The organism is Alistipes finegoldii DSM 17242 (assembly GCF_000265365.1).
GTDB lineage: Bacteria > Bacteroidota > Bacteroidia > Bacteroidales > Rikenellaceae > Alistipes > Alistipes finegoldii.
The window spans coordinates 73246-98908 of record NC_018011.1 but is presented as its reverse complement, the minus strand read 5'-3'; the positions used below and the strand labels follow the sequence as shown (position 1 = coordinate 98908).

General features: G+C 60.7%; 16 protein-coding genes. 3 read left to right on the top strand and 13 right to left on the bottom strand.

What is annotated here, in order from left to right:
• Nucleotides 1–173 precede the first annotated feature (173 nt).
• The gene (locus ALFI_RS00425; RefSeq protein WP_009597276.1) at nucleotides 174–674 is read left to right on the top strand and encodes a hypothetical protein; all 501 of its coding nucleotides are present in this window, start codon (nucleotides 174–176) and stop codon (nucleotides 672–674) included.
• Nucleotides 675–880: 206 nt separating this feature from the next.
• On the opposite strand, the gene ALFI_RS00420 is transcribed toward ALFI_RS00425, so the two are convergent.
• The 10 genes from ALFI_RS00420 to ALFI_RS00375 form a co-directional block, all read right to left on the bottom strand.
• Nucleotides 881–3127, bottom strand: coding sequence for a family 20 glycosylhydrolase (locus ALFI_RS00420; protein ID WP_014774332.1), 2247 nt, complete (start codon nucleotides 3125–3127; stop codon nucleotides 881–883).
• 4 nt (nucleotides 3128–3131) lie between these two features.
• Complete coding sequence (locus tag ALFI_RS00415; RefSeq protein ID WP_014774331.1) at nucleotides 3132–5447, bottom strand: glycoside hydrolase family 3 N-terminal domain-containing protein; 2316 nt, start codon at nucleotides 5445–5447, stop codon at nucleotides 3132–3134.
• A complete protein-coding gene (locus tag ALFI_RS00410; protein WP_421721558.1) occupies nucleotides 5444–7669 on the bottom strand; it encodes a GH92 family glycosyl hydrolase in 2226 nt (741 codons plus the stop codon). The genes ALFI_RS00415 and ALFI_RS00410 overlap by 4 nt, the downstream gene beginning before the upstream one ends.
• 122 nt (nucleotides 7670–7791) lie before the next feature.
• Nucleotides 7792–8526, bottom strand: a complete 735-nt coding sequence (locus ALFI_RS00405) for a DUF1573 domain-containing protein (protein ID WP_014774329.1) — start codon at nucleotides 8524–8526, stop codon at nucleotides 7792–7794.
• 79 nt (nucleotides 8527–8605) lie between these two features.
• Entirely contained in the window at nucleotides 8606–9766 is a 1161-nt protein-coding gene (locus ALFI_RS00400) for a DUF1735 and LamG domain-containing protein (protein ID WP_014774328.1), read from the bottom strand.
• Between the two features lie 14 nt (nucleotides 9767–9780).
• Complete coding sequence (locus ALFI_RS00395; protein WP_014774327.1) at nucleotides 9781–12450, bottom strand: BT_3987 domain-containing protein; 2670 nt, start codon at nucleotides 12448–12450, stop codon at nucleotides 9781–9783.
• Nucleotides 12451–12470: 20 nt separating this feature from the next.
• A complete protein-coding gene (locus ALFI_RS00390) occupies nucleotides 12471–13454 on the bottom strand; it encodes a glycoside hydrolase family 18 (RefSeq protein ID WP_009597267.1) in 984 nt (327 codons plus the stop codon).
• Between the two features lie 19 nt (nucleotides 13455–13473).
• A complete protein-coding gene (locus ALFI_RS00385; protein ID WP_009597263.1) occupies nucleotides 13474–15090 on the bottom strand; it encodes a SusD/RagB family nutrient-binding outer membrane lipoprotein in 1617 nt (538 codons plus the stop codon).
• An 18-nt stretch (nucleotides 15091–15108) separates the two neighbouring features.
• Nucleotides 15109–18471, bottom strand: coding sequence for a SusC/RagA family TonB-linked outer membrane protein (locus ALFI_RS00380; protein WP_014774326.1), 3363 nt, complete (start codon nucleotides 18469–18471; stop codon nucleotides 15109–15111).
• Between the two features lie 181 nt (nucleotides 18472–18652).
• Complete coding sequence (locus ALFI_RS00375) at nucleotides 18653–19663, bottom strand: FecR domain-containing protein (RefSeq protein WP_014774325.1); 1011 nt, start codon at nucleotides 19661–19663, stop codon at nucleotides 18653–18655.
• A 121-nt stretch (nucleotides 19664–19784) separates the two neighbouring features.
• Here ALFI_RS00375 and ALFI_RS00370 point away from each other — a divergent pair, with 121 nt between their 5' ends.
• On the top strand, nucleotides 19785–20369 hold the full coding sequence (locus ALFI_RS00370) for an RNA polymerase sigma-70 factor (RefSeq protein ID WP_009597302.1): 585 nt from the start codon (nucleotides 19785–19787) through the stop codon (nucleotides 20367–20369).
• 150 nt (nucleotides 20370–20519) lie between these two features.
• Nucleotides 20520–21674: a DUF1573 domain-containing protein gene (locus ALFI_RS00365; protein WP_014774324.1), complete on the top strand. Its 1155-nt coding sequence runs from the start codon at nucleotides 20520–20522 to the stop codon at nucleotides 21672–21674.
• A gap of 76 nt (nucleotides 21675–21750) precedes the next feature.
• Here the strand turns inward: ALFI_RS00365 and ALFI_RS00360 are convergent, their stop codons facing one another.
• From ALFI_RS00360 to ALFI_RS00350, 3 genes are read right to left on the bottom strand one after another with little or no spacing between them, the layout of a single operon-like run.
• The gene (locus ALFI_RS00360; RefSeq protein WP_014774323.1) at nucleotides 21751–22917 is read right to left on the bottom strand and encodes a DUF1735 and LamG domain-containing protein; all 1167 of its coding nucleotides are present in this window, start codon (nucleotides 22915–22917) and stop codon (nucleotides 21751–21753) included.
• Nucleotides 22918–22946: 29 nt separating this feature from the next.
• The gene (locus tag ALFI_RS00355) at nucleotides 22947–24038 is read right to left on the bottom strand and encodes a glycoside hydrolase family 18 (protein ID WP_009597289.1); all 1092 of its coding nucleotides are present in this window, start codon (nucleotides 24036–24038) and stop codon (nucleotides 22947–22949) included.
• Nucleotides 24039–24066: 28 nt separating this feature from the next.
• On the bottom strand, nucleotides 24067–25656 hold the full coding sequence (locus ALFI_RS00350) for a RagB/SusD family nutrient uptake outer membrane protein (protein ID WP_014774322.1): 1590 nt from the start codon (nucleotides 25654–25656) through the stop codon (nucleotides 24067–24069).
• Between the last annotated feature and the right edge of the window lie 7 nt (nucleotides 25657–25663).

Sequence of the window (25663 nt, the reverse complement as noted above, 5' to 3'; positions counted from 1 at the left end):
CGCCCCGGCTCTGTTGCCCCCGCCCGGCTTCGGTTGTTCCCGTCCGGTTGTCGGAGCTTCCTGCCGCCGCAGTTTGCAGAAAAAAAGCCGAATGTTTGTGCCGTTCCGTATTTTTTCATATATTTAAGGGTGTCTTTTCGTGCAGGCGGAGACCTGCCGATTTTTGTGCGCCTATGAAAACCAAACGTCGGAAAATTCTATTGTTGTGCATGCAGGTGCTGCTTCCTGTAGTGCCGGGGCTTTGGACCGTGCTGTTCAGGCCCGAAACGGCGGCGCTTTCGCCGCGCATGCTGGTCACTTGGATGCTGTGCCTCAACCTGCTCTTCATCCTCATCTATTGGCGGCGTCTGGGCTGGTCGCGCAGCGAGCGGCTGGACACGGCCCTGCTGCTGGTGCTGTTCTGCTTCTTTCCGCTGCCCGGCCATTGGCTGCTCGACGGTATGCTTGACGGCAGTTTGTGGCTTCAGATCGCATTCTATTGCATGATGCAGGCCGGATTCTATGTGGCGATCGTGCTTGCGCCCGACTGGGTCGGCCGATTCCAGCAGCGCCGCTACGAGGAGCGCGTGTTGTCGGGCCGCGAGAAATTCGAATCCCGCAAGGAGGTGATGAAGGCCCGCGAGGAGCGCGGGAAGTCTGCGAACGGCTCGAAGTCCGGCGAAAAAGATGACTGAGTCCGGTTCTGGATTACCGAGGGGCTGTTAGCCGAGTCCTGACTATATGATTTCACCCGCGCTGCAACACATTGCAGCGCGGGTGAATTGTATTTTCCGGAGGGTAAGCAGCCGTCTCTGCGGGACTGCCTGCCGTGCGGATCGTTTGCCCTTTGCGGCCGTTAGGGAGCGTGTCCGTGCGTGCGGTTTCGGGAAGCGGTTTTGTCTCAGTGTTTCAGCATCCGGCTCGAAAACGGGATGCGCCGGCCTTCGGAGTCGATGATTCCGGCCTCCAGTATGCCGCCGTTGGTGTCGAAGTAGCGCAGCGAGAAGGAGTGCACGCCGCGCCGCAGGGCGGCCTGTCCGCTGCGTTCGGTGCGGGAGTGCAGGCCGTCGTTGTCGACGACCGTTCGCCCGTCGATGGCAAGCGTGCTTCCGTCGTCGGAATAGGTGTAAAACGAATAGATGCCGTCGGCCGGAATGTCGATATAGCCGTCGCAGATCAATCCGATGTTGCCCGTCACGCCGTCGGGAATAACGACGCTGTCGGTGATGAAATTCGCCTGCAGGGGCGCTTCGTCGATGTCCGCGCAGTTGTCGCCGTCGTAATCGTACCAGCGCACCAACAGTCCGTTTTGCAGGTTCCCGGCATCGGCGCTCGGTTCGGCGTAGCGCATGGGGCGGAACGAGGCCCGGCGAATCTCTGCCGCGACGCCGCGTCGGTTGTAGCAGCGCAGCGTGAGCGTGCAGCTGTCGGTGATGCTGAACGGCGCGGTGTAGCGTTGCGACGCGGTGTCGGGAACCGTTCCGTCGAGCGTGTAGTACAGTTCGGCCGATTCGGGCGGCAGCAGACGTACCGTAGCGGCGCCGATAAAGACGTTGTCGTCGCAGACGCCCTCGACGTCGTCGAGCCGGTAGTTCCAGCCTGCGCGTTCCAGCTGACGCAGGTGCAGGGGGAGACGGCGCCGGAAATCGGCGAAGTCCCGCTTTTCCGGAGCGCTCCATGCCGTCTCGGCCACGGCCAGCAGCCGCGGGAAGAGCCGCTCGCCCGCCGCGTCGGCCGTCGGGACATCCTCGGTCCACATGTTGGCCTGAATGCCGAGCAGGCCCTCTTGCCATGCCCGCAGGGATTCCGGAAGGGGTTCCCAGCCGTAAACCTTGCTGAGCGTGTTGCGGTCGAGTTCGCCGTTGAGGTAGAGAAATTCCGAAGGCGACTCAATGACGCGGTGTCCGTTCTGGAGCGCCGCGGTCAGGGTGGAGGGCATCCAGCTGCGCCACCACATCACCGCGCTCTGCGGGGTCAGCCCGTCTTCGGTGATCTCGTCCCAGCCGAGCAGCGTTTTGCCGTGTGCCGCCAGAAACTGCTCCGTTTTACGGATGAACCATGCCTGCAGTTCGCCTGCGCCTTCCAGCTTCTCGGCCCGGATGCGCCGCTGGCAGTCCGGGCACGTCTCCCACGGCGTGCGCTCCACTTCGTCGCCTCCGATATGTACGTATTGCGACGGAAAGAGATCGAACAGCTCTGTCAGCACGTTTTTGCAGAAGGCGATCGTGCTGTCGCGGCCGATGCAGAGCGGTGTCGAAAAGTGTTTGCCCCACCCGCCGCGGCCGTCGCACGCCAGCTGCGGATAACAGCCGATGGCCGCCAGCGAGTGCCCCGGCAGGTCGATTTCGGGAATGACCTCGATGCCGCGTTGTGCCGCGTAAGCGACTATCTCGCGGATGTCGTCCTGCGTGTAGTAACCTCCGTAGCGGATTTCGCCCTGTTCGCGGCGTATGTTTTTTGCCGGGAGGAGAAATTTCGGGTCGCGCTCGTCGGCCGCGCGCCGCAGGCAGACGCTGTCGTGTTTGTTCGGAGTGCGCCATGCCCCGCGCCGGGTCAGGAGCGGGTAGCGTTTGATTTCGATCCGCCACCCTTGGTCGTCGGTCAGGTGCAGGTGCAGGCGGTTGAACTTGTAGCAGGCCAGCCGGTCCGTCAGCGACATGACCTCCTCCTTGGTGAAGAAGTGGCGCGCGACGTCGAGCATGAAGCCGCGCCATGCGAAGCGCGGGGCGTCGTCGATTTCGAGTGCCGGCAGCGATCCCTTTCCGCTCCACAGGAGCTGGCGCAGTGATGCCGCTGCCGAAACGACGCCCTCGCAGGAGCCGCCGCGCAGTTCGATCCGCGCCGGGGTGATTTTCAGGGTGTAGCCCTGCTGCGGCAGCCGGGGATCGAGTTCGAGCGAAAGATTGGCGTTCCCGGCGTCCTGAGCCGCCGCGACGTCTTCCTCCCGGAGCAGTTGTGCGAGGTAGTCGGCCGCCGGGCGGAGCAGCGGGTCGGCCGGGGCGATGCGGATGCCGCCGCCGAGGTCGAACGTTCCCTGTCCGGCCTTTACGGAGCGGGGCGTCGGGATGATTTCGGTGGCGGGGGAGTCTTTCCGGCAGGCCGCGAAGAGCAGGCAGCAGACCGGAAGCAGGTATGCAAAGTGTTTCATGACGTTATTCGAGTGTGACGGTTGTTTGCAGGCGGATATCTTGCGACGACGAGCCGACGGCGATGACGAAGTCGCCCTTTTCCACCACGCGGCGGCCCTGCGGGTCGATAAGCGATAGCGCTTCGTCTCCGAGCGTAAAGCTTACCTGCCGCTGTTCGCCCGGTGCGAGCCGGATGCGCCGGAAGCCGCCGAGCTGTCTGGGTGGGCGTACCGTCGAGGCGACCATGTCCGAGATGTAGAGCTGTACGACTTCGTCGCCTTCGCGGTCCGAGGTGTTGCGTATGCGGCAGCTGACTTCGAGAACGTTGTCGCCGCTCTGCCGCGCTTCGAGGCTGCCGTATTCGAATGTCGAGTAACTCAGCCCGTAACCGAACGGATAGAGCGGCGCGGCCGTGAGATCGGTGTAGTCGTGGTTCGCAGGCCGTTTTTTGTTGTAGTAGACGGGAATTTGCCCTTCGGCGCGGGGAATGGTGATGGGCAGACGGCCCGCGGGGTTGTTGTGGCCCAAGATCGTCTCGGCGACGGCGTCGCCGCCCCGTGCGCCCGGATACCACGCCATCAGCAGGGCGTCGGCCTGTTCGGAGGCCCTGCGCAGGTCGAGCGGACGGCCTGCGATGCAGACCACGATAAGCGGCGTTCCCGTCGCCTTTATGCGCCGCAGCAGCTCTTCCTGTTCTCCGAGCAGCGCGAGCGTCGCTCGGTCGAAACCTTCGCCGCACTCCATGTCGCGCACCTCGTCGTGCGCGGCTTTGGCCGCGCCCGTTTGCAGGAATTCCGTGTCGAAGTCGCGGGCGCTCGATCCGCCGATGACCACGACCGCCGCATCTGTGCCGCGGGCCGCGGAGACGGCCGCCGCGATTTCCGACCGATCGCCGCCGCGCACCGTACAGCCGCGGCTGTAGACGACGCGGTCGCGCCCCAGCAGTTTTTCCAGCCCGTCCCGGACGGTGTTCGCCGCTGTCTGCTGGGCCGTATAATCCCCTAACTGGTTGTAGATGTTGTCGGCGTTGGGACCGATGACGGCTACCCGCCGCAGGCGCCGGGGATCGAGCGGCAGGGTGCCGCTGCGGTTTTCGAGCAGCGTCACCGACTGCCGGGCCGCTTCGAGCGCCAGCTCCGAGTGGGCGGCGCATCCGACCTCCGCGGCGGCAGCTTCGTCGATATAGGGGTTCTCGAACAGTCCCATTTCGAACTTCAGGGCCAGCACGCGCTCCACGGCCCGGTCGATCTCCGCTTCGGCGACGTCGCCCGCTTCCGCGGCCTCGCGGAGTGAGGCGAAGGCGCCGCCCTTCAGGTCTGCGTCCACGCCCGCCCGCAATGCCTGCACGGCGGCTTCCCGGACGCTTCCGGCCACGCCGTGCGTCTCGTGCAGCCCTTCGATGCTCAGCAGGTCGGAGACCACGAAGCCGTCGAAGCCCCATTCGCCGCGCAGGATGTCGGTCAGCATGCGGCGGTTGGCCGTGCAGGGAATGCCGTCTACCGAGTTGTAGGCCGTCATCACCGAGCGCGCTCCGGCCTTTACGGCTGCTTCGAACGGCGGCAGGTAGGTCTCGCGCAGTTCGCGTTCGCCCAGCAGGTTGCTTCCGCCGTTCTGGCCGCCCTCCGATGCGCCGTAGGCGATGAAGTGCTTGAGTGTCGAGAGGGCGTGCCGCGACTGTGAGAGGTCGCCGGAACCCGTGCCGCGGACATAGGCTTCACCGATGCGCGCCGTCAGGTAACAGTCCTCGCCGTAGCTCTCTTCGGTGCGCGACCAGCGCGGGTCGCGGACGATGTCCAGCACGGGACCGTAACAGATATGTCCGCCCTGCAGGCGGATTTCGGCGGCGATGACCTTGCCCATGCGTTCGATCAGCTCCGGGTTCCATGTCGAAGCCTGTCCCGGCGCCGTGGGGAATGTCGTGGCCCCGATGGCCATGTGGCCGTGGGGGGCTTCCTCAGCGAGGAAGAGGGGAATGCCCAGCCGCGAGTGCTGCACGGCGTAGCGCTGCATTCGGTTGGCCAGCCGCGCCGCCAGCTGCGGGGGCAGCCCCGTCCGCAGGTCTTTCTGCGTCCATGGATCGGCGCGGAACGTACCCCACAACATGCCGATATGTCCGTTTTGCACCGCTTCGCGGAAAGCGTCGGTCAGACGGACCGAGTCGCCGTGCCGTTCGTACATCTCCCAGCCGTAAGGCGACGTCAGCTGTCCGATCTTCTCGTCGAGCGTCATCTCGGCCGTCAGCAGTTCGGCCCGTTTCTGCGGCGGAAGGCTTGTGTCGCGCCAGTCGGCGCTGCATGCCGCGGCGGCCGCGCACGCCGTCAGCAGTAAAAGTCGTTTCATAGGGGTTGCTGTTTTGTCCAGTCTGCGGGTTCGGGACCCATTTCGAAGCGGAGTTCCCCGCCTGCGGTGATCTCCGCGTAATCGATGTAATATTTTCGGTACGCTTCGCCGTTGAGCGTAATGCGCTGTATGTAGATGTTCTCCGGCGAATTGTCCGCAGCCGTGATGCGGAATTCCCCGCCGCGGACCCGCAGCGTCGCGCCGTCTACGGCGGGCGAGCCGAAGAAATAGCGTCCGCCGGCCGGCTCCGTCTGATACATGCCCAGCGCCGAGAGTACGTACCATGCCGACATCTGCCCGACGTCCTCGTTGCCGCAGAGTCCTTCCGGACGGTCGTGGTAGAGTTCGCCGAGGATGCGGCGCACCTTCTCGGCGCATTTCCACGGTTGCCCGATCATCGTGTAGATATAGGTTATGTGGTGGCTCGGCTCGTTGCCGTGGGCGTACTGGCCGATCAGCCCCGATATGTCGGGCGAAGCGTGCGCGCCCATGTCGCCTTCGGCGAGGAACAGCGAGTCGAGCTTCCCGACGAAGCGTTCCCGGCCGCCGAAGCACTCCATGAGTCCTTCGATGTCGTGCGGCACGAGCCATGTGTACTGCCATGCGTTGCCTTCGGTGTAGTCCTGCTCCATGTGGCGCGAGTGGAACGGATCGAAAGGCGTGCGCCATGCGCCCGACGCCGATCTGCCGCGGATAAACCCGGTCGAGGGGTCGAAATAATGGCGGTAGGCCTTGCTGCGGGCGAGGAAATAGTCGTAATCCTCCCGTCTGCCTTCGCGCTGCGCGGCCTGCGCCAGTGCCCAGTCCGCGATGGCGTATTCGAGACAGTATCCGACCGATTCGTTGAACTCATAGGGAATATATCCGTACCTCTTGTAGAGGTCCAGCCTCCGGTCGTCGCGCATGGCCGAACTCTTCATCGCTTCGTAGGCTTTCGCCCGGTCGAAGCCGCCGAATCCTTTCAGCAGGGCGTCGGCCACCACGGGGATGGCCGGATTGCCGACCATGCAGTCGGTTTCGCAGCCCATCAGGTGCCAGACGGGAAGTTTGCCCTGCTGTTCGTGGATGCGCAGCATCGTATTGATCAGGTCGCCGACCTTTTCGGGATGGATGAGCGTCAGCAGGGGATGCGCCGCGCGGTAGGTGTCCCAAAGCGAGAAGGTGGTGTAATTGGTGAAGGTCGTGTCGCGGCGGACCGCTCCGTCGGCGCCGCGGTAGTCGCCGTTCACGTCGCAGAAGAGCGACGGCGCGATCATGGTGTGGTAAAGCGCTGTGTAGAAGATCCGTCGCACCGCCGGATCGGCTGTTTCGATGCGGATTTTCGACAACTCGCCGTTCCATGCCCTGCGGGTGGCTTCGCGCACGGCTTCGAAATCCCAGCCGGGGCACTCCGCCTGCATGTTCCGCCGGGCATTTTCCGCGGAAACGGCCGAAAGCCCGACCTTGACGGTGATGCGTTCGTTCTCCTCCGTCCGAAAACCGAAGCGTCCGTAGAGTTTCCGCCCGCGGGCCGAGCGGCCGTCGGCGGAGAGCGTATCCGCGCCGGTGAAGACGATCCGTTCGAAGGGCTTCGAGAATTCGGCGTGGAAGTAGACGCGCTGGTCGTCGGCCCAGCCCGTCGAATATCGCCAGCCCTCGACCGTACGGTCGCTGCATGCGGTGATGCCGCAGTCGGTGGAGCGGTCCCAGCCCTGCCCGTTTTCGAGGTCGAGGACGATACCCGCGTCGTCCGATGCGGGGAAGGCGTAGCGGCTCATTCCGACGCGCGGCGAGGCGGTCAGCTCGACGCCGATGCCGTAGCGCAGCAGGCGAGTGGCATAGTAGCCCGGCGCGCACCGTTCGTCGGCGCGGCTGAAACGGGACCACATGCCCGACGACGGATCGCCGGCCGTGCCGCGTCCCGGCGTGACTTTGCCGACGACCGGCATCAGCGAGATGTCGTTCAGGTCGCCGATGCCCGTGCCGCTCAGGTGCGTGTGACCGAACCCGATGACGGTCGTGTCGGCGTAATTGTAGCCGGAGCACCAGTCCCATGTCTGCGGGATGCTCGTCGGACCGAGCTGTACGAATCCGAACGGGACGTTGGCGCCCATGAAGACGTGTCCGTGGTCGCCCGTGCCGATGTAGGGATCGACGTATTGCGTGTAATCCTCCGGCACGGCGGAACTGCATGCGCCGCAGAGCAGCGCGGCGATTGCCGGGAGAAAGATGATGCGTTTCATAATTCGTGTCGTTATACAGCGGATGCGGCGGACGCAGCCGCGCCGGCCTTCGCGGGTCAGGCGGCATACGGCCGCAGTCCGTGCCGTGAGCACGGTCGCGCTGTTATGTTTTTTATTGCCGTCTACCGGCCGACGATCTGTCCCTTGACCTCTACCGGGATCTCTTCGTCCTGCGTGCTGACGGTGCATTTCAGGACGAATTGTCCGTCCGGCATGTTTCGGGGATCGAGCGTGAATTCCAGCACCGCTTCCTTGCCGGGGGCGATTTCGCCGGGACCCGACAGGGCGAGGTGTCCGCTGTCAGTCCGGTAAGCCAGCCGCAAGGTTTTCGCGGAAGTGTTCAGCAGCCGGAGCTGCCGTGTGCGTTTGGGGTCGCTGCGGCTCAGCTGCCGCATGCCGATCGCCCTGTTGTCGGCGCGCAGCGCCGCGGAGAGTGCATAGGGATACCTGATTTCGGCTTCGGGAATCCGGCTGATTACGTAGCCCTTGACGACCAGCGTGTTGAATTTCCGGTAATTGCCGTTGCCCGCGATGACCGTCAGCCCGATGGAAAAATCCCCGTATCGGTCTTTGGGGTCGAAAGTCACTTCGACGATTCCTTTGTCGCCCGGCTTTACCGGCTTGCGGCTGAATGCGGGTTGCGCACAGCCGCATTGGGTATGCACGTCGAGCAGCGTCACCTCCTTGTCGGCGATGTTCGTGTATTCGAAGCGCAGTTGTACCGTTCCGTCCGTTTCGGCTACCTTTCCCAGATTCTTCACCGGCTCTTCGAAGCGCAGCAGGCGCGGATTGGCGGCAGGAGCCACCTGCGGAGCCAGTATTGTCGCGATGAGAGCCATCGCCTTGAGGATGCGCATGGATTTCCTGTTTTTTAAGGGTTGCGGGCGGCCGCTTTTCCGGCGGCCGCCCGACCCGTTGATTCGTTAGCTGTTTAGGTTAGTCTACGACGGGGCACTTGATTTCGCCGGTCCAGATGGGATTCGACGAAGCCTTGCCGTGGTATCCGTTGCCGGAGAGGTCGGTAAACGTCCTACCGTCGTCTTCGACCTGATCCAGACGCCAGTAGCCGATAAGCCCTTCGGCGGTGGCCGGATCGACGTAGCACTGGTTGTTCTTGAGTTCGGTGGGCGTCAGGGCGCGTTTCCACACCCGCGCCTCGCTGACGTAACCGTTGAAGTAACGGACGTCGGCGGCGGACATGCCGATGGCGAACGGACTGTTGTAGTAGAATCCGAGATTGATGGCCTTGCTGCTTGACGAGTCTACGCTGATTTCGGCGTTGCCGTCGATGTAGATCGTCATTTCGGAGCCGTTGTCCACCACGGCGATGTGGTACCAGCGTCCCAGACTCAGGGCGTTCGGAGCCGTGATCGACGTTCCTCGTCCGGCGAGCTGCAACTGCGCGGGATTCTTGATGCTCTCGTCGCCGACGCGCAGCAGGAAGTTCTCCTCGACGCCGATCAGCGACGAGATCATATGTCCCGAAGTTCTCCAGCCGTTGGCATACATGCGGATTTCCATCGTGCAGGCCGGCAGATCTTTCAGCGCGGGATCGTCCACCATGCCGTCCATGGTTATATACCAGCTGTTCTTCAGGTTGATGCCGCGCGTGGTGGTGATCTGGCTGATGAAGATATACTGCGTTCTCGACGCTTCCAGAACGCCCATGCCGTTCGAGGTGCCCGTGATCTTCAGCGGTACGCAGTAGTGTGCGCCTTCGTCGAAATCGTCCATGGAGACGATTTCGAACGAGGAGGGCGTCGAGACGTTGGTGCCTTCGGCGATGGTTACTGCGTCGTCGGAGAGCCGGTAGCTGCCGGCGGGCAGCATCCGGTAGTCCGTGCCGTGCAGGGCGTTATAGGCATCGACGGCCGCGGCATCGACCGCCAGCGCAACCTGCACGTCGGCCGCCATCTTGCACGAGGAGGTGACGGTGACGCCCATGGACGAAGGACCGTCGACGTACATGTTGGTGATGTTCGAATTCTCGGTGCCCGTGAAATAGACCACGTCGGAATATTCCAGCGATTTCTGGCAGCCGGCGGCCAGTACGGCCGCGGAGAGCGCCAATCCGGAAAGAATATGATTGAATTTCATAGCTCTGTTTAGGTTTATTTTGCGTAAATGTTGAAGTCGCCGACGCCCATGTTGCTGCCGTACGATGCCGTGATACGGATGTACTTCATCTTCTGCGAACCGTAGAGCGCGACATAGGACGAGGGGACGTTTTTCAGCAGACTGCCGTCGGCGCTGGCCGCCGTGCCGAGTTCGGTGTAGTCTTCGCCGTTGAGACTGTATTCGATGGTTATGGCGTTGGGCTGGTAGTTCTGATACGATGCGTTGTCCGTGCGGGCCGTGATGCGGAGTCCCGTCATCTCGTACTCTTTGTCGAAGGTTATCGTAAACATGATGGGGCTTCCCCACGGACGCATGAAGGTGTCCGTGCTGTCGTCGATTACCTCCGGCCAGCTTCCGCTGTGGTAATCGCCGCCGGTGATGCTCCAGCCCGAACGGTCGGCCACGAGCGCGCCCGTGATGTCGGCCACGGTGAAGTTCTTGCGGAAAAGCTCTTCCGCCGGGGTGATGACGAGGTAGACCACGCCGCGGCTGCTGCTGGTCACCGCGTCTTGCGCCGAGAGTTTCAGCGGCACGAGATAGCCTTTGGCATTGGTCAGGCCCGTCAGGTCGCCCGTGAGTGAGGCCTTGATTTGTCCGTCGGACTTGTTGTTGTTCGGGCCGATGGCGCAGGGGTTGTTCTCCAGCAGCAGATGCCCGTCGGGAAGTGCGGCGTAAGAGGTGCCGTTGGCCGAGTTGTAGGCTGCGATCAGCGAGTTGTCGGCCGTTGCCGATACCGAATATCCGCTTGCCGAGGATACCGTGCAGTAGACGTTGAACGCCGCGTTGAGTCCGTTGAACGAACCGCCCGGCGTGTGGGCTATGGCGCCCGTCAGCACGTTGTCGCTGCCGCACATGGCGTAGACCGTGGGTTCGTCGCTCTCGATCTCATAGATGTTGAATTCGCTGATGTACTTGCTCCAGCTGCTTGAGAAACTGATGGTCAGGCGCAGGTAGCGGGCTTCGAGGTAGTCGTAGAAGGCGATGTAGCGGTCGGAACCCGACGTCGCGTATTCGTTCGATGCGGGAGTGCCGGCCGTCAGGAAGGTCTGTCCGTCGGTGCTGTATTCGAACGAAACGGACGAGATGCCTGCACTGTTGAGGTCGATGCCGGTCACCATATGCGTCGATTTCATGTCGATGGTCACCACGTTGTCGTTCTGGTCGGTGAAGTTGGTCCGCGTCGAGGCGCTGCCGTCGAACAGGTTGGCGTAATCCGGGCAGTCGGCCGTCCATGCGGTGCGGCCTGCGGCGGGGAATCCGACCATGTCGTCTACCGACGTGATGGGGCGGATCTTGTTTTGCTCGACTTTCACGGCCAGATAGACCACGCCGCGGCCGGCGCTGGTGCCGGCGCCCGAAGAGGAGAGTTTCAGCGGCGCGAGATAACCGTTGAGGTCACCCAGCCGTGTCAGGTCGCCCTTGAGCGAAACCGTCACTTCGCCTTCGGATTTGTAAGCCCCGGCGGCGATCGTCAGCGTGCTGTTGTCCAGTTGCAGGTATTCGGCTGAAAGCGCCGCGTACGAAGTGTCGTGGGCCGTGTTGTAAGCGGCGACCAGCGAGTTGTCGGCTGCGACCGACACCGTGTAGCCGCTCGTCGAAGCTACCGTCGCATATGCGCTGAACGAAGCGTTCACGTCGCTGGTCGAACCGGTCTGCCGGTGCGTGATTTTACCCGTGATGAGGTTTTCCGTGCCGGTTACGGCATAGACGGTCGGATCTTCGCTGTCGATCTTGTAGATGTCGATTTCGGAAAGGGTTTTGCTCCAGCTGCTCGAAAAGCCGATGGTCAGCCGCAGGTAGCGGGCTTCGATATGTCCGTAGAATGCGGCGTACATTCGGGAGCCGCTCGTCACGTATTCGCCCGATACGGGAGTTCCGGCCTGCGAGAACGTCTCGCCGTCGGCGCTGTATTCGATCGACACCGAGGGCACGGAGCCGTATCCCAGACAGAGTCCGGTCACCAGTTGCGGCTCTTTCATGTCGATATTGAGCACGTTGCCGTACTGTTCCGGAAAATCGACCGACGTCGAAGTGCTGCCGTCGAACAGATTGGCGTAATTGCCGCAGTCGGCCGTCCACGCGCTGCGGCCCGTGGCGGTGAAGCCGACCATGTCGTCGGTGGATTCGATGGCGCGGATGAGGTTGATCTCGGTCGCTACGGCCACATAGACCGCTCCCATGACTTCGCTGGCGTCGATGCCCTCGGCCTTGATGCGCAGCGGCGCCAAGTAGTTGCGTTCGGTCAGCAGCGAGAGGTTGCCCGTGAGCGTCACCTTGACCGAGTCGGCCGATGCCGTCGCGTTTTCAGGCACGGTCAGCGTCGTGTTTTCGAGCGTCAGGTACTCGGCGGGCAGCGCCGCATACGAGGTCTTGTGCTCGGCATTGTAGCTCTCGACCAGCGAAGCGTCGTAGACGAAGGTCGCCTTGACGCCCGCATGGCGCGTGGTGTTGCAGCGGACGGGGAATTCGGTGAAGAATTCGCCGGTCGAGCCGGTGGGCTTGTGTACGACCCGGATCGTGTAGAGGTTTTCCGTGCCGGTCTGGACGTAAACCAGTCCCGGAGTGCCGTCGATGGTCTTGTCGAAGTCTTCGAACTCCTGACACGCCGTGAGCGACGAGAACGCCGCTGCGGCCGCGAGTATGTATTTCGTGATATTTTTCATGGTTCAGGTTCTGTTTCAGGTTATTTCGTTACGGCAGGGTTCTGCAGCTGAATCGCGCGGCGCAGGTGGCCGTAGGGTATCTCCTTGTCGGCGCCCGAATCGGAAGTGTGGTAGTCGCGCAGGCAGAAGAATGCGCCGAAACCGCCCTTGAAATGGCCTTCCGGGGCCTTGGCCGCCGCCTGCGCCTCCATGCCGCCGCCGGTCTGCCAATAGGCGCCGATGTTCTCCGTGAATACCTGCTTCTCATAGGGGAACGTCGAGGTGAAGGAGACGCTGCTGCTGCCGTAGTTCTGTTTCACATAGTAGTCGAGGTAAGGCTCCGTCTCTGCGGGCGGGGTGTGTCCGTCCACGATCAGCAGTTTTTCGGGGTTGGGCGACATCGGGCCGATGAACTGGCCGAGATACTGCACGAACAGGGTCATGCGATCGCCGTAGATTCCGTAGTTGCGTTCGTCCGAGGATTCCGGCTCGTAGTCGAGATCCAACCCGTCGATGCCGTACTCCCATACGTCTTTGAGCAGGTGGTTGCCGTAGAGCACGCACCAGTCGGGATAAACGCCGTCGGGGTCGATCGTGGTCGTCTGATTGACCATGTCTTCGTACGTGAGTCCGAAGTTGGCGAAGTTGTCGTTCTCCATGATTCGGATGATCGTGGGCATCACCAGCCGGGTGCCCTTCTTGTTGCGCATCTCCCACATCTCCTTGTAGGCCAGCGGATTCTTGACCGGATCGGGGTAGCCGCCCCAGAGCGAGCAGATGTCCACGCTGTCGGGAAGCCCCGCGAAGCGGTAAGCCATCGAGTAGCTCTGGTCGTAGTCCGAGAACCATACGAAGCAGAGCGAGCGTTCCTTGAAGGTATCCTTGTAGGCGCGCAGGTTGGCGTAATATTCTTCCGAGTATTTGTAAGCCGGCTGCAGGTTCAGCGGCTCGGCGTCCGTGTCGCATGCCGTAAATCCGGCGCATACCGCAAATATGACGGCAAGGGTCGTTATTGTCTTTTTCATGGTTGTTCAGGTTTTCGGTTTATAATCTTGGGTTCTTGTCCCACCATACGCTCGTGCCGCCGTTGTCGCCCGTGGGGTTCGACGATTCGCTGTTGAGTGTGTGCGTGGCCGTTGCGACGGCTTCGGCGTTGGTGCTGTACTCCGTCGAGGGGTAGTTCAGGCGGCGGATCTGCTTGGAGGTGCTGATCTTGCCGCCACTGTTGTTGACGAGGACCGGCAGGATGCGCGGATAACCCGTGCGGCGGAACTCCGACCAAGCTTCCTGCCCTTCGGGGAACATGGCCAGATACTTCTGGGTGATGATCTGTTCGAGATGGGTCTCGAAGTTGCTGCCCGCTTTCCAGCAGATGGGAATCGAGGCGAGCGGGCTTTGATTCGAGTTGCCGCCGGTGACCATGTCGGTATAACTGCCGGGCGTCAGCTCCTTGTCGGCGATGTAGTCTTCGGCTCCGCTGGCGCCGAGCGTCGAGAACGAAGTGCGGATACCTTCGGCGTAATAGGTTGCCGCGTCCGACTCGGAACCCCAGCGCAACTCGTATTCGGCACGCAGGAACCATGCTTCGGCGGGCGTCATCCACATAATGTTGTCGTTGTTGGTGCAGTTTACGCGCGAAAGGTCTTCCGAATCGGCATAGGACGAAGTCGGCGTGATGCCGGTGCGTACGCCGTGGTACTCGCCCTTGGCCGTCGCCACGAAGTACTTGCCGCGGCGCGGGTCCTGATAGCCGTTCATGTAGGCTTCGATCGTGGCGCCGATGCGCGAGTCGTCGAAATTGTACTGGATCATGTAAAGCGGGTATTCCCACGAACCGGTGGCGGGTTTGTGCAGCTCCGCGAGGTCGGCGGCGCCGGTCATCAGGCCGACCGGATTGCCGATGGCGGCTGCGGCCTGCTCTTGGGCCAGCGCCGCGTCGGCATAGACCACGCGCATGGCCAGACGCAGGCGCAGCGTATTGGCGAATTTGATCCAGCCGCTCACGTTGCCCGAAAAGACGTTGTCGTAAGCCTCCAGCAGTTTGGTGCCGGGTTGTGCCTCGTAAAACGCGGTCAGCGTCGTGATGGCGGCGTCCAGCTCCTCGAAGAAGCGTTTGTAAACCGCCTGCTGCGGATCGTAGGCCTTGTTGATGTCCCCGCTGCTGATGTTGAGGTAGGGGATGGGACCGTAGGTATCGGTTACGCGGTGCATCGCGGCGACCTTCACGATGTCGGCGAGGGCGACCACTTCGGGGAATTCGCCGCGCTGGGGATCGAGCTGGTTCCATGCGCTGATGACGCGGGTGTAGGCGTCGTTGAACATGGCGTTGTACCAGTCCTTGCCCGTGACGTTGTAGAGGTTGTTGCCCGTGAAGCTGGTGTTGATGACTCCGGTGTAGCCGGCGAAGATGTTGCCCGCGAGGTCCTCGATGACTTGATAGTTGGCGCTGCCGTACTCCTTGTCGCCGACCAGCTGGAAGGAGGGGATGACGTTCTTGGTCATCTGCGCGAAGGCCGAACCCGTCGAGAGGTTGTCCCACGACAGCATCTCGTCGGTCGCTTGGTCGGGGTTGGTGTTTTTATTCAGAAAATCGCCCGTGCAGGCCGCGGTCGCCATAAGACCGGCCAGCGTCAGGAGTTTTATGCCGTTAGCTTTTTTCATAAGACTGTAATGTTGAAGTTAGAAGGTCACTTTTACCGAGAATCCGAGGTTGCGCGTACTCGGCTGCATGAAGTAGTCGATGCCGGAGGAGAAGGTGCCCGTACCGGCGACCGTTTCGGGATCGAACGGCGCTTTGCAGTAGAGCATCCAGAGGTTGCGGCCGATGAACGAGACGTTGAGTCCCTTGATCCACTTGCACCACTTCTGGACGGGGATGTCGTAGCCGAGGGTCAGCTCGCCCAGCCGGACGTTGGTCATCGAGTAGACATAGCAGGCGCCGATGGCGTCGGCACCGTTGCCGCCGATGGTCTGGTAGTAGTTTTCGGCCGGAATGCGCTGGCCGTTTACGAGCGCGCCGCCGTTCAGACGGTCCGTGGCCGTGCGTTCCGAGACGCCGAAGTAGTCCATCGCGGCCTGCGTGAGCGATACGCCTACGCCGCCTACGCGGGCGTTGAACATGAAGCCCAGCGAGAGACCTTTCCAGTTGAATTCGTTGCGCCACGAAAGCGTGTAGCTCGGATTGCTGTTGCCGGCGTATATCCATGTGTCCTTGGCCGGGGCGACGTTGCTGCCGGTGGGCGATACCCAGATTGCGCCGTGCTCGTCGGTCTTGAGCGTATTGACGTAGATGTCGCCGATCTGGCCGCCTTCGCGCAGCACCATCTTGACGCCCGTCGTACCGCCCATGACCATCGAATCCTGCGAAATCACCGTGCCGTTCGACAGTTTGTAGGAGTCGAGCATGTCGACCACCTTGTTGCGGTTGCGCGAGTAGACGAGGTTCGAAGACCACTTCACGGGATCGAGGTTCTGGTTCAGCTCGGCCGACACCTCGACGCCCTTGTTGTCCACGCGGCCGGCGTTGACGTAGAGGCTGCTGTAGGTCGATGTCGATGAGATGTCGGGGTTGAAAACCTGATTGTAGGTGCGCGAACTGTAGTAGGTTGCGTTGAGTATGAGCTTGTTGCCCCACAGACGGACGTCGGCGCCGACCTCCCACGATTTGGTGCGTTCGGGTTTGAAGTCGTCCGAGGTGAGGTAGGTCGATGTCTGCGGCGTGCCGTCCGATACGGGGTAGGTCGGAATGGTGATCCAGCGCATCGGGGCGTTGCCCACTTCGGCGTACGATGCGCGGATCTTGGCGAACGACAGTACGCGCGAATCGACCTTGAAGATGTCGGTCAGCACGGCCGAAAGACCTACCGACGGGTAGAACATCGACGTCTTGGAGGTATTGGCCAGCGCCGTCACCCAGTCGTTGCGCGCCGTCACGTCGAGGAATACCATATTCTTATAACCCAGCTGCAGTGTGGCGAAAAGCGACTGCGTCTGGTCGTTGATGGTCTCCTTCGCCTGACTCTTGTTGGTGGTCATGTTGGCCAGCGTGAAGAGGTTGGGCACGCCCGTCAGGTCGCCGCCGAGCAGTATCGCGCGGTGCTTGTAGTCCTCGATCGAGGCGCCGAGGGTGGCGTTGAGCGAGAACGCTCCGTCGGCGAAGGTCTTGTGGACGTTGGCCAGCACGTCGGCGTAACGTTGCGAGGTGGTGTAGGTGTTGTTGTAATAGCGGCCCTTGTCGCCGGCGAAGAGTCCCAGCGTCGAAGCGTAGTTCTTCTGCTCGGCCGTGATGTGCGTGTAGTCGATGCGGGCGCGTCCCGTGATGTCGAGCCAGTCGGTCACGTCGTATTTGAGCGAGGCGCCGAACAGGAAACGGTCCTTGCCCGTGTTGAACATGTTGCGGTTGGTGATCCAGTAGGGGTTCTGCATCTGCAGGCTCTGCGATCCCCACGGCCAGTACTGCACCGGGAAGTTGCGCGAAGCGTTGTAACGCTCGTAGACGGCGTATTTGCGGATGTCGTCGCTCGGCGACATGAGGTAAACCGGTATCATCGGGTTGTAGTACTGGCCCGACGAGAGCATGTTCTGCTCATTGACGTTCATGTACATGCCCAGCACGCTCAGGTGCATGCGCTCGTCGAGGAACGACGAGCTGTGGTTGGCCGTGAAGTTGTAACGGTTGTATTCGTTGTTCGGAATGATGCCCTCGGCCGTCACCACGCCCGCCGAAACATAGGTCTGGCTCTTCTTACCGCCGAAGGAGAGTCCCACCGAGTTCGAAGTGTTGTATCCCGTCTGGTAGAAGTCGGTCGGCGTCCACGACTGCTTGGTGACGAGCTTCGAACCCCACGAAGCGTAATAACCGTCCTTGGCTCCGTAGGTGTTCTGGAAGGCCGGGGTTAGGAACGGCGACATGAAGGTCGTGTTGTTGCTGTAATTGACCGAGACGCCCTCTTCTCCGCTGCGTGTGGTGAGCATCAGCACGCCGTTGGCAGCCTGCGAACCGTAAAGCGCGGCGGCCGAAGGGCCGGTCAGCGCGGCCATCGACGCGATGTCGTCGGGATTGAAGTTGGAGATGCCGTCGCCCGTGAGGTTGTTCTCGCGCATGATGGTGAACTCGTCGCCGGGGTTGGTCAGCGAGAGCGACGGCAGCGGAATGCCGTCGAGCACGTAAAGGGCGTTGTTGCTGCCGGCGATGGATTTCGAACCGCGCATCACGACCTTCGTTTCGCCGCCGACGCCTGCGGCGCTGGCGTTGATGGTTACGCCGGCGATCTTGCCCGCGAGGCTGTTGACCATATTGGCGTCGCGCGTCAGGAATACTTCGTCCGATATCTTCTGCACGTTGTAGGATACGGCGCGCTCCTGCCGTTTGATGCCCAGCGCCGTCACCACGACCGCTTCGATCTGCTGGTCGTCCTCTTCGAGCGTGACGGAGAGCGACGTGCGGTTGTTCACCGAGATGCGCTGCGGCTTGTAGCCGATGAACGAAACGTCGAGGATCATGCCGGCCGGCGAGACGTTGGACTGGAGTGCGAACGTTCCGTCGACGCCGGAGGTCGTGCCCTGCGTGGTGCCCGAAATCATGATCGTGGCGCCGATGACGGGCACGCCGTTCTTATCGACGATCCTGCCGGTGATCTGGCTGGCCTGCTGCGGCTGCGCGCCCCCGCGGGCCGAGAGGATGATGCTCTTGTTGTCGATCGAATAGCTGACGTTGGTGTTGCGGAACAGTTCGTCGAGTGCGGCGCGGATGTCCTTGTTCGCGACCGAAAGGGTGACGTTCCGGTCGAGCGGAATATCCTTGGTGTTGTAGAAGAAGGTGTAGCCGCTCTGCTCCTCGATCTGCTGCATCACCGTCGAAACGGGGGTGTTCGAAGCCTTGAGCGTGATGTTTTTTACCTGAGCCTGTACGGGGACGGCGGCGATTGCGAACGCCATGCACAACGCCAGTGCATACGACCGGACCGAGCGGCTGACTCCGGCTGCCGGGGTACGGTGTAAATTTCCCCCCCCCATAATTTGGGTGGAAAAGATTTTTTTCATAAGTTTGTAAGAATTGAGTTTTAGGTTAGTCCGGCCGTTTCATGCGGCCGGGTGATCTTAACGATTCGGCATACGGGAGGACGTGCAGGTCTTTCCGTATGTTTTTTTGTGTCAGGTCGGTGTCATGGTGTCATTCGGTTTTTTGGTTTATGGTTGTAGGTAAATCGGTTCGTGCGGTTTTTCAGTAGACTTCGAATACGGCCCGGCCCGCCGAGGCTTTGTCGCCGGCCGTCTGGTCGATCCGTCGGAATTTGATCTTCGACGAAATGGAGAAGTGTTTGAGGATCAGGTCGAGACTCTGGTTCGAGAACGTACCCGTGAAGGTGTTTCCGAGCAGTTCGTCGTTGCGGATGTTGAACGAGACGTTGTATTTGTTGCCGATCATGCGCAGGGCGTCCTTGAGCGGGGTGTTGCTGAGGACGATCTTGCCCTCTTTCCACGAGGTATTGCACGGAATGTTGGCCGTGTTGAGGTAGATTACCCCCGTGCGGGCGTTGTAGGTTATCTGCTGGTCGGGCATCATCTGCACCAATTGGCTGCGGTGGTTGGCGTCGTCGTACTTCATGCCGATGCGCCCCGACACGAGTGTCGCGCGGATGTATTCGTCGTCATAGGCTTCCACGTTGAACTCCGTGCCGTAAACCTCTATCTCGGTCGATTGCGCTTCGACCACGAATTTGCGTTCGGGGTCTTTGGTCACGTCGAAGTAGCCTTCGCCGTAGAGCACCACGCGGCGCTCCTTGCCGGTGAATTTGGCGGGGTAGCGCAGGTAGGAGTTGGAGTTGAGCCATACGCGCGTGTCGTCGGGAAGGGTGACGGAGCTGACCATACCCGTTGTGGAGCGGATTTCGACCATGCTGTTGTATTTGTATCCCACCTGCATCAGCAGATAGGCCGACAGGCCGACCAAGGGCAGCAGCATGACGGCGGCCGCGCGCTCGACCTGCCGGAGTGTCCGGCGCCATTTTTCGGCCCGGATGCGGCCTTTGACCTTCCGCAGTGCGCCGGCGGTGTCGAGGGCGGCTTTCGCCTCCTGCGTTTCGGCGGCGAAACAGATGTAATAGATTTGTTCGGCGATTTTGCGGTTCTCCTCGCTGGCGGCGATCCACGCCGCGACGCGGGCCGTCTGGTCGAACGGCAGTTCGTCGTTGTAATATCTGACAAGGAGTTTTTCTATGTTCGGGGTGTTCATGTTTTTTCTGCTTTTTATATTACAGACTATTCAAAAACAAAAGTTCCTAAACGAAAACCACAAAATTTCAATTTTTTTTATTCCGGGGAATCTAAATCCGAATTTTTATTAATTTCGCATCATGCCCGAACGGAAAAAGATATCCGACACCTGCTTGCTGAACCGGTTGGTCGATGGTGAGATGAAGGCGTATGAAGAGATTTTCGTACGTTATTATCCGACTCTCTGCACCTACGCCCGCATGTATGTCAAGCGGGAGGAGACCGCCGAGAATATCGTGCAGGACCTGATGCTGTGGCTGTGGGAAAACCGCACGGTATTGTGTATCAGCACTTCGCTCCCAAAATATCTGTTCGGCGCCGTGCGCAATAACTGCCTGACCTATCTGGGGCACGAGTCCATCGAGCGGCGCGTGCTGGGCAATATCCGCAATAAGATGTGCGAGCAGTTCGAAGTCCCCGACTTCGACGTCGTCGAGGAACTGCGCGAAAATATCCGGGCGGCCGTGGCCGATCTCCCGGCCTCCTACCGTGAAGCGTTCGAAATGAGCCGTTTCCAGCGCAAAACCTATGAAGAAATCGCCGCCGTGCTGGAAGTTTCGCCCAAAACGGTGGATTACCGCATCCAGCAGTGTCTGAAAATCCTTCGTGTCAAACTCAAGGATTACCTGCCTTTGCTGACGATGCTGCTGGTCGTGAACGAATAGGCGGTTTTACGGTCTCACCTTGGCTGAAAAAAACTTGTCGGACTATTTCGATCTCACCCGGCGCGATCAATTCGGACCGGATGCTTGTGTCTGACGCGGAAAATTGCTAATTTTGAAGATTGGAGCGCAAAACGGCTCCCGGCTGTTTTTATGATTAGAACTTTTCTGCTGATTGCTTGTCTATTGACCTCCGTTGCCTGCAGGCAGCGGGGTGGAACTCCGGCCGATGCCAATATCGTTGCCAATGCCGGAAATCACTCCGCGGAGACGATCCGGCCCGATACGGTGGCACGTCCGCCTTTGGCGTTCGGCCATGAAACGTGGGATTTCGGGACGATTCCCGAAACGGGCGGTCCTGTCGTGCATGTGTTCCGCTTCACGAACAGCGGTACGAAACCCGTCGTCGTCGAGCGTGTCGGCGTGACCTGCGGATGTATGAAACCGACCTTTTCGCAGGCGCCGGTCCTTCCCGGCGGCAGCGGCGAAATCGGGATAGCTTACGATCCGGCGGACCGTCCGGGAGCTTTCGACAAGGCGGTATACGTCTATACCGACGGCAGCCGCATGATGCCGCTCCGTATCCGCGGCAGTGTGGCGGCGCGTCCCGAAACGGCTGCCGACCGCTTTCCCGTGGAGTTTGGCGGCGGAATCCGCCTTAGCGTTAAGGAGGTCAACTTCCGCATGGTGGAGCAGCGGCATGACCGGCGTCTGACGTTGCGCTGTCTCAATACGTCACCGTACGAGGTGCGGCTGAGGGCGGAATTCGCTGAACCGCTTCCCTTTCTGCGGGCCGAAGCTCCTGCCGTACTGGCGCCCGGTGCGGAGGGAGAGATCGCTTTCATCTGTGACTTGTCCGCTGCCGAGGTGTGGGGAACGTTCGTTGATTCGTGTTATCTGACCGTTTCCGGACGGCGGCTCGAAGGGGCGGTCGTGGTGCGCGGAACCGGTATCGGTGACTTGGCCGAATTGCGCGAAATGCCGCGCGGGAAACGTCCGCAGGCGGAAATTGCCGAATCGTTGCTGGATTTCGGAACGTGCGCCGCCGACGGCACGGCCGAGTGCCGGTTTACGTTGGAAAACAAGGGCGGTTCGCCGCTTAGGATCTATGCGGTGAAATATCCCGAAGGGGTGACGGGGCAGATTGCGGCGGGCGAAGAGATTGCGGCGGGCCGGGCGAAAACGTTCGTATTGCGCGTGGACGGCCGCACGGCCGGGAGCGGGAATTACTTCGTGCATGTCGAACTGCTGGTGAGCGATGCGCTCAGTCCGTTGTGCGACCTCCGGGTGCGCGGCCGCTTCGAGTAATCCGAAGCCGGAAATCGGAAAAATAAACAAGCTGCCCGAAAAGGCAGCTTGTTTGTTGTTCGTATTACGTCGGTCGTCATTCGGGACAGCGGACGTTGTCCACCCATTTCATGGCCGAGCTGGAGTAGGTCGCCTTGTATCCGTGTCCGGTCAGGTCGTCTTCCACCTTTTTGCCGTCGGCTTTTTCGTTGAAGCGCCAGTATGCCAGCAGGCCGTCCGTCGCCGGGTCTACATAGCACATGTTGTTCTTCAGGTCGTTGCCGTTGAGAGCCTTGGCCCATACGCGGGCTTCGCTGATGTAACCCTTCAGCTGGCGGCCGTCGTTGCACGAATTGGCGATGCGGAACGAGTCGTCCTGATATACCTGCGTGAGGTCCAGCGAAGTCTTGTTGGTGTCGGCCGAGCAGGCGAGTACGCCGTCGATGTAGATGCTCACCTTCTTGTTCGGACCGTCGAATACGGCCGCCACATGCGTCCACTTGTTGAGGCTCACGGCGATTCCGCCCGTAGGAACCATCAGTGTGCCGCCCCATCCGGAGAGCTGCAGCTGACCTTTGAAGTCGTCCTGTACGAAACGCAGGCAGAAGTTCTCTTCGAGGCCCATCACCGTATTGCACCAGCCGCCCCAGCGCTGCAGGTTGATGCGGGCTTCGTAAGTGACTTCGCCCAAGTTGTAGATGTCGTATTTGTCCTGCTCGCCCTCGGCGAAATCGACCTTGAAATAGGTGCTGCCCGAACAGTCGGCAGCCGGGCCGATGATGATACGGCCGATTTCGACGAATACCGTCCGGAATCCCTCCTTGACTTTCAAATCGCCGTCCACGCTCTCGATGCTCAGCGGAATGACATAGCTGACGCCCTCCTTAAGCCCTTCGTCTTTGGTTACGCTCACTACGAGCGGTTCGGCTGTGGAAAACGAACCTGCTGGAATGGTCAGTTCGGTGTTCTTGAGCACGAAGTTCGTTTCGGGGAGCATTACGCCCTTCTTACCGTACTGTGTGTTGTACTCTTCGATTTTCGAAGGGTCGGTTACGAGCCGGACTTTGGTGTCGTGTCCGACGACGATCGACGACGAGACCTTTACGCTCAGCTCTTTGGGAAACTGGTCGTCGAGTGTGAGCGACAGGGTGGGGACTTCGCCTTCGGCTCCGGCGATGTAGACCACATCGTCGTAAACCGGAGCTTTCTGGCAGCCTGAGACCGCCAATGCGATCAGTGCGAATAAACTATATTTCAGTTTCATGGCAATTTCTTTTTTTGTCCGTTAAACGATTACTTCCGGGCGGGATTCTGAATCTGTATCGCCTCGATCAGGAACTTGTAAGGTTCGGGATTGCGGTATTCGTACTCCATATGATAGGTTCCGCAGCCGCCTTTCATCACCTTTTCTCCGTCTATGATCGGCTGCCACTGCGCCATGCCGGCCACCGATTTCATCGACTCGCCGTCGCGGGTCGTGTAGTTGGCACCGCCGTTGGTGCGGTAGGTGATGTTCTCGAAATTCTCGGTAACGATAAACCTGCGGGCAACGTCCTTGAACGGAACCTCCGAGAAGTAGTTGGCACAGCTCTGCAGACGTCCGTCGAGGTTCGAATCGCCGCTGCATCCGTACGCCTGCGAGATGAAGTAGTCGAAACACTTGCCGAATTCGCGGGGCATGTTGGCGTTCAGCTCGCCGTCGATGGCCAGTATGCGTCCCGTGCCCGAAGTGCGGCCGAAATAGGTGACTACGACATCCATGAAGACTTTGTAGCGGTTGGGGAAGCCCGATATGCCGTAGGGTTTCTTGCCGGTGCCGATGTTCGGCTCGTTGTCGATATCAAGTCCGTCGTATCCGTTGTCGATGATGCGTTGGCAGAAAGCATGCGCAAAACGCTGGATGGCCGCGATATTGCCTTCCGTGAGGTTGTCGTTGCCGTATGAGCGGTAGGGACCTTCCCAGCCCCAGTAGGCCAGCATCTCCTCTTCGGTGGCCGCCGTCGCGCCGTCGGGCGCCACGCCCATTTCGAATCCGTCGAAAAGCGAAGTGGCGATCACTTTCAGACCGCGCTTGTGCTGGGAATCCTCCATATCCTTACGCTGGGCTTCGGTGATTGTCTGCCAGCCGCCCCACAGACCGACCATGTCGATGCTGTCGGGGAGGGATTTCATGTAGTTGGACGCCGAGGCTCCCGTGGCGCTCCAGTTTCCGAACCAGCCGAAGACGATTTCATGGTCGCTGTTCTTATAGTCGCGCAGATCGGCGTAGTACTGATCCGACTTGGGGTAGGGCTTGACAATCTCCAGTTTTTCGGGATCGGTCTCACACGAGAACAACAGGGTGCCTGCCAATGCGATACATCCTAATTTTATGAGTTTGTTCATGGTTTTCAGACTTTTTGAGGTTCGTAATTTATTTGGCATCCCACCAGAGTTTCTGCGCGCAGTTGTCGTTGCCGCCGAGGAATTCATTTACAGCTTTGGCCACCTGCTCGGCATTGCCGTCGTACTCCTGCTGCGGCAGGGGCACGCGGCGGATCGTCGCGCCGGAGGGCAGTACGCCGCCGCTGCGGTTGGTCTGCGAGGGGAATACCTTCGGGTAACCCGTACGGCGGATTTCGCTCCACGCCTCCTGTCCGTTGGGGTAGAGTGCGATCCATTTCTGCACCATGATGCGTTCGAGTTCACGGCCGTCGGCGGCCCACTTGACGGTGACGCTGCTCGGACTCTCGATCGAGCCGACCTGCCCCAAGCCGGGATATTTCACCGGAGTGCTTTTGCTGTCGGACAGATATTTGTCGGCGTTCGGCGCGCCCCACTGGGAGAACGACGTGCGGATACCTTCGTTGTAGAGGTTTTCGGCCGTGCCGCCCATGTTCCAGCCGAGGAGTGCACCCTCGGCCCGCAGGAAGCAGACTTCGGCGGCGCACATCCATGTCAGCGGCGAGGTGAAGCCCACTTTGGGACAGCTGGCCAGCGACTGGTAGTCCTTGGGGTTGGAGATGATGCCGTTGGGGATTCCGTGGTAGGCGCCGTCCTTTTCGGCGGGCGAGAAGTAGCTTTCCAGACGCGGATCGCCGTATCCCGACAGGTAGCTCTCCATGGTTGCGCCCATGCGGCATTCGTTATATTCGCCCCATAGGTATTCGAGCGGGTGTTTGTACGAGAAGCCGATGCCCGTGCGGGTGAGCAGCTGGGCCGAGTGGGTATTGTCGGTCATCACGCCGATGTTGTAGGCTCCGAACTGGAAATTTACGGCCTCCTCGGCCCAAGTCTGGGCATCGCCGGGAGCGGCGAAGCGTGCGCGCATGGCCAGACGCAGCTTGAGCGAGTTGGCGAAGCGGATCCACTTTTCCAGATCCGAATCGAACACCACGTCGAAGTCGGCGATGGGCTTCGCGCCCGAATCGGCTTCGTATGCGGCCTTGAGCGTTTTCAGCGCATGGTCCAGCTCCTTGATGAAGGTGCGGTAGACGGTCTCCTGCGAGTCGTAGGGCAGGCCGCTCGACATTTTGCCGAAGGCGGTGTAGGGCAGCGGACCGTAGATGTCGGTCACACGGTGCATGGCCTGCACCTTGACCACCTCTCCCAGCGCGAAGACCACCGATGCGGAATCGACCTTCTGGCGCAGGATGTTCCATGAACTCATCACGTTATTGTAGGCCTGCTTGTAGGGTTCGTCCTTCCATTTGGCCGTGGGAAAGGCGTAGCAGGTCGAGTTGCTGCCGCTGTCCCAGTCCTGCGCCTGCCCGAAATATCCGGCATAGCTGTCGCCCAGCAGGTTGTCGGCCAGCTGGTAGGCGTTGGCGCCCTCGGCGAAGACGTTACGCTGCATGGTTTGGATGAACGCCGCCCATGCGTTGTCGCGGTCCACGTCTTCTGGGGTGGGTTTGTCTTTGCTGGTGTTGATATTGTCGAAGTCGCCCGTACACGAAGTCAGGCCCGTTGCCAAGAGTGCGAGTGCCGCAACTCCGCAAGCGATCGTATTGCGTAATTTTTTCATAACCTGT

Excerpts from the sequence above, each read along its gene's own strand:
- ALFI_RS00390 (WP_009597267.1), bottom strand. The coding sequence starts at position 13,454 with ATGAAAAAGACAATAACGACCCTTGCCGTCATATTTGCGGTATGCGCC.
- ALFI_RS00385 (WP_009597263.1), bottom strand. The coding sequence starts at position 15,090 with ATGAAAAAAGCTAACGGCATAAAACTCCTGACGCTGGCCGGTCTTATG.
- ALFI_RS00395 (WP_014774327.1), bottom strand. The coding sequence starts at position 12,450 with ATGAAAAATATCACGAAATACATACTCGCGGCCGCAGCGGCGTTCTCG.
- ALFI_RS00410 (WP_421721558.1), bottom strand. The coding sequence starts at position 7,669 with ATGAAACGCATCATCTTTCTCCCGGCAATCGCCGCGCTGCTCTGCGGC.
- ALFI_RS00420 (WP_014774332.1), bottom strand. The coding sequence starts at position 3,127 with ATGAAACACTTTGCATACCTGCTTCCGGTCTGCTGCCTGCTCTTCGCG.
- ALFI_RS00370 (WP_009597302.1), top strand. The coding sequence starts at position 19,785 with ATGCCCGAACGGAAAAAGATATCCGACACCTGCTTGCTGAACCGGTTG.
- ALFI_RS00350 (WP_014774322.1), bottom strand. The coding sequence starts at position 25,656 with ATGAAAAAATTACGCAATACGATCGCTTGCGGAGTTGCGGCACTCGCA.
- ALFI_RS00375 (WP_014774325.1), bottom strand. The coding sequence starts at position 19,663 with ATGAACACCCCGAACATAGAAAAACTCCTTGTCAGATATTACAACGAC.
- ALFI_RS00355 (WP_009597289.1), bottom strand. The coding sequence starts at position 24,038 with ATGAACAAACTCATAAAATTAGGATGTATCGCATTGGCAGGCACCCTG.
- ALFI_RS00425 (WP_009597276.1), top strand. The coding sequence starts at position 174 with ATGAAAACCAAACGTCGGAAAATTCTATTGTTGTGCATGCAGGTGCTG.
- ALFI_RS00365 (WP_014774324.1), top strand. The coding sequence starts at position 20,520 with ATGATTAGAACTTTTCTGCTGATTGCTTGTCTATTGACCTCCGTTGCC.
- ALFI_RS00360 (WP_014774323.1), bottom strand. The coding sequence starts at position 22,917 with ATGAAACTGAAATATAGTTTATTCGCACTGATCGCATTGGCGGTCTCA.
- ALFI_RS00400 (WP_014774328.1), bottom strand. The coding sequence starts at position 9,766 with ATGAAATTCAATCATATTCTTTCCGGATTGGCGCTCTCCGCGGCCGTA.
- ALFI_RS00405 (WP_014774329.1), bottom strand. The coding sequence starts at position 8,526 with ATGCGCATCCTCAAGGCGATGGCTCTCATCGCGACAATACTGGCTCCG.
- ALFI_RS00415 (WP_014774331.1), bottom strand. The coding sequence starts at position 5,447 with ATGAAACGACTTTTACTGCTGACGGCGTGCGCGGCCGCCGCGGCATGC.
- ALFI_RS00380 (WP_014774326.1), bottom strand. The coding sequence starts at position 18,471 with ATGAAAAAAATCTTTTCCACCCAAATTATGGGGGGGGGAAATTTACAC.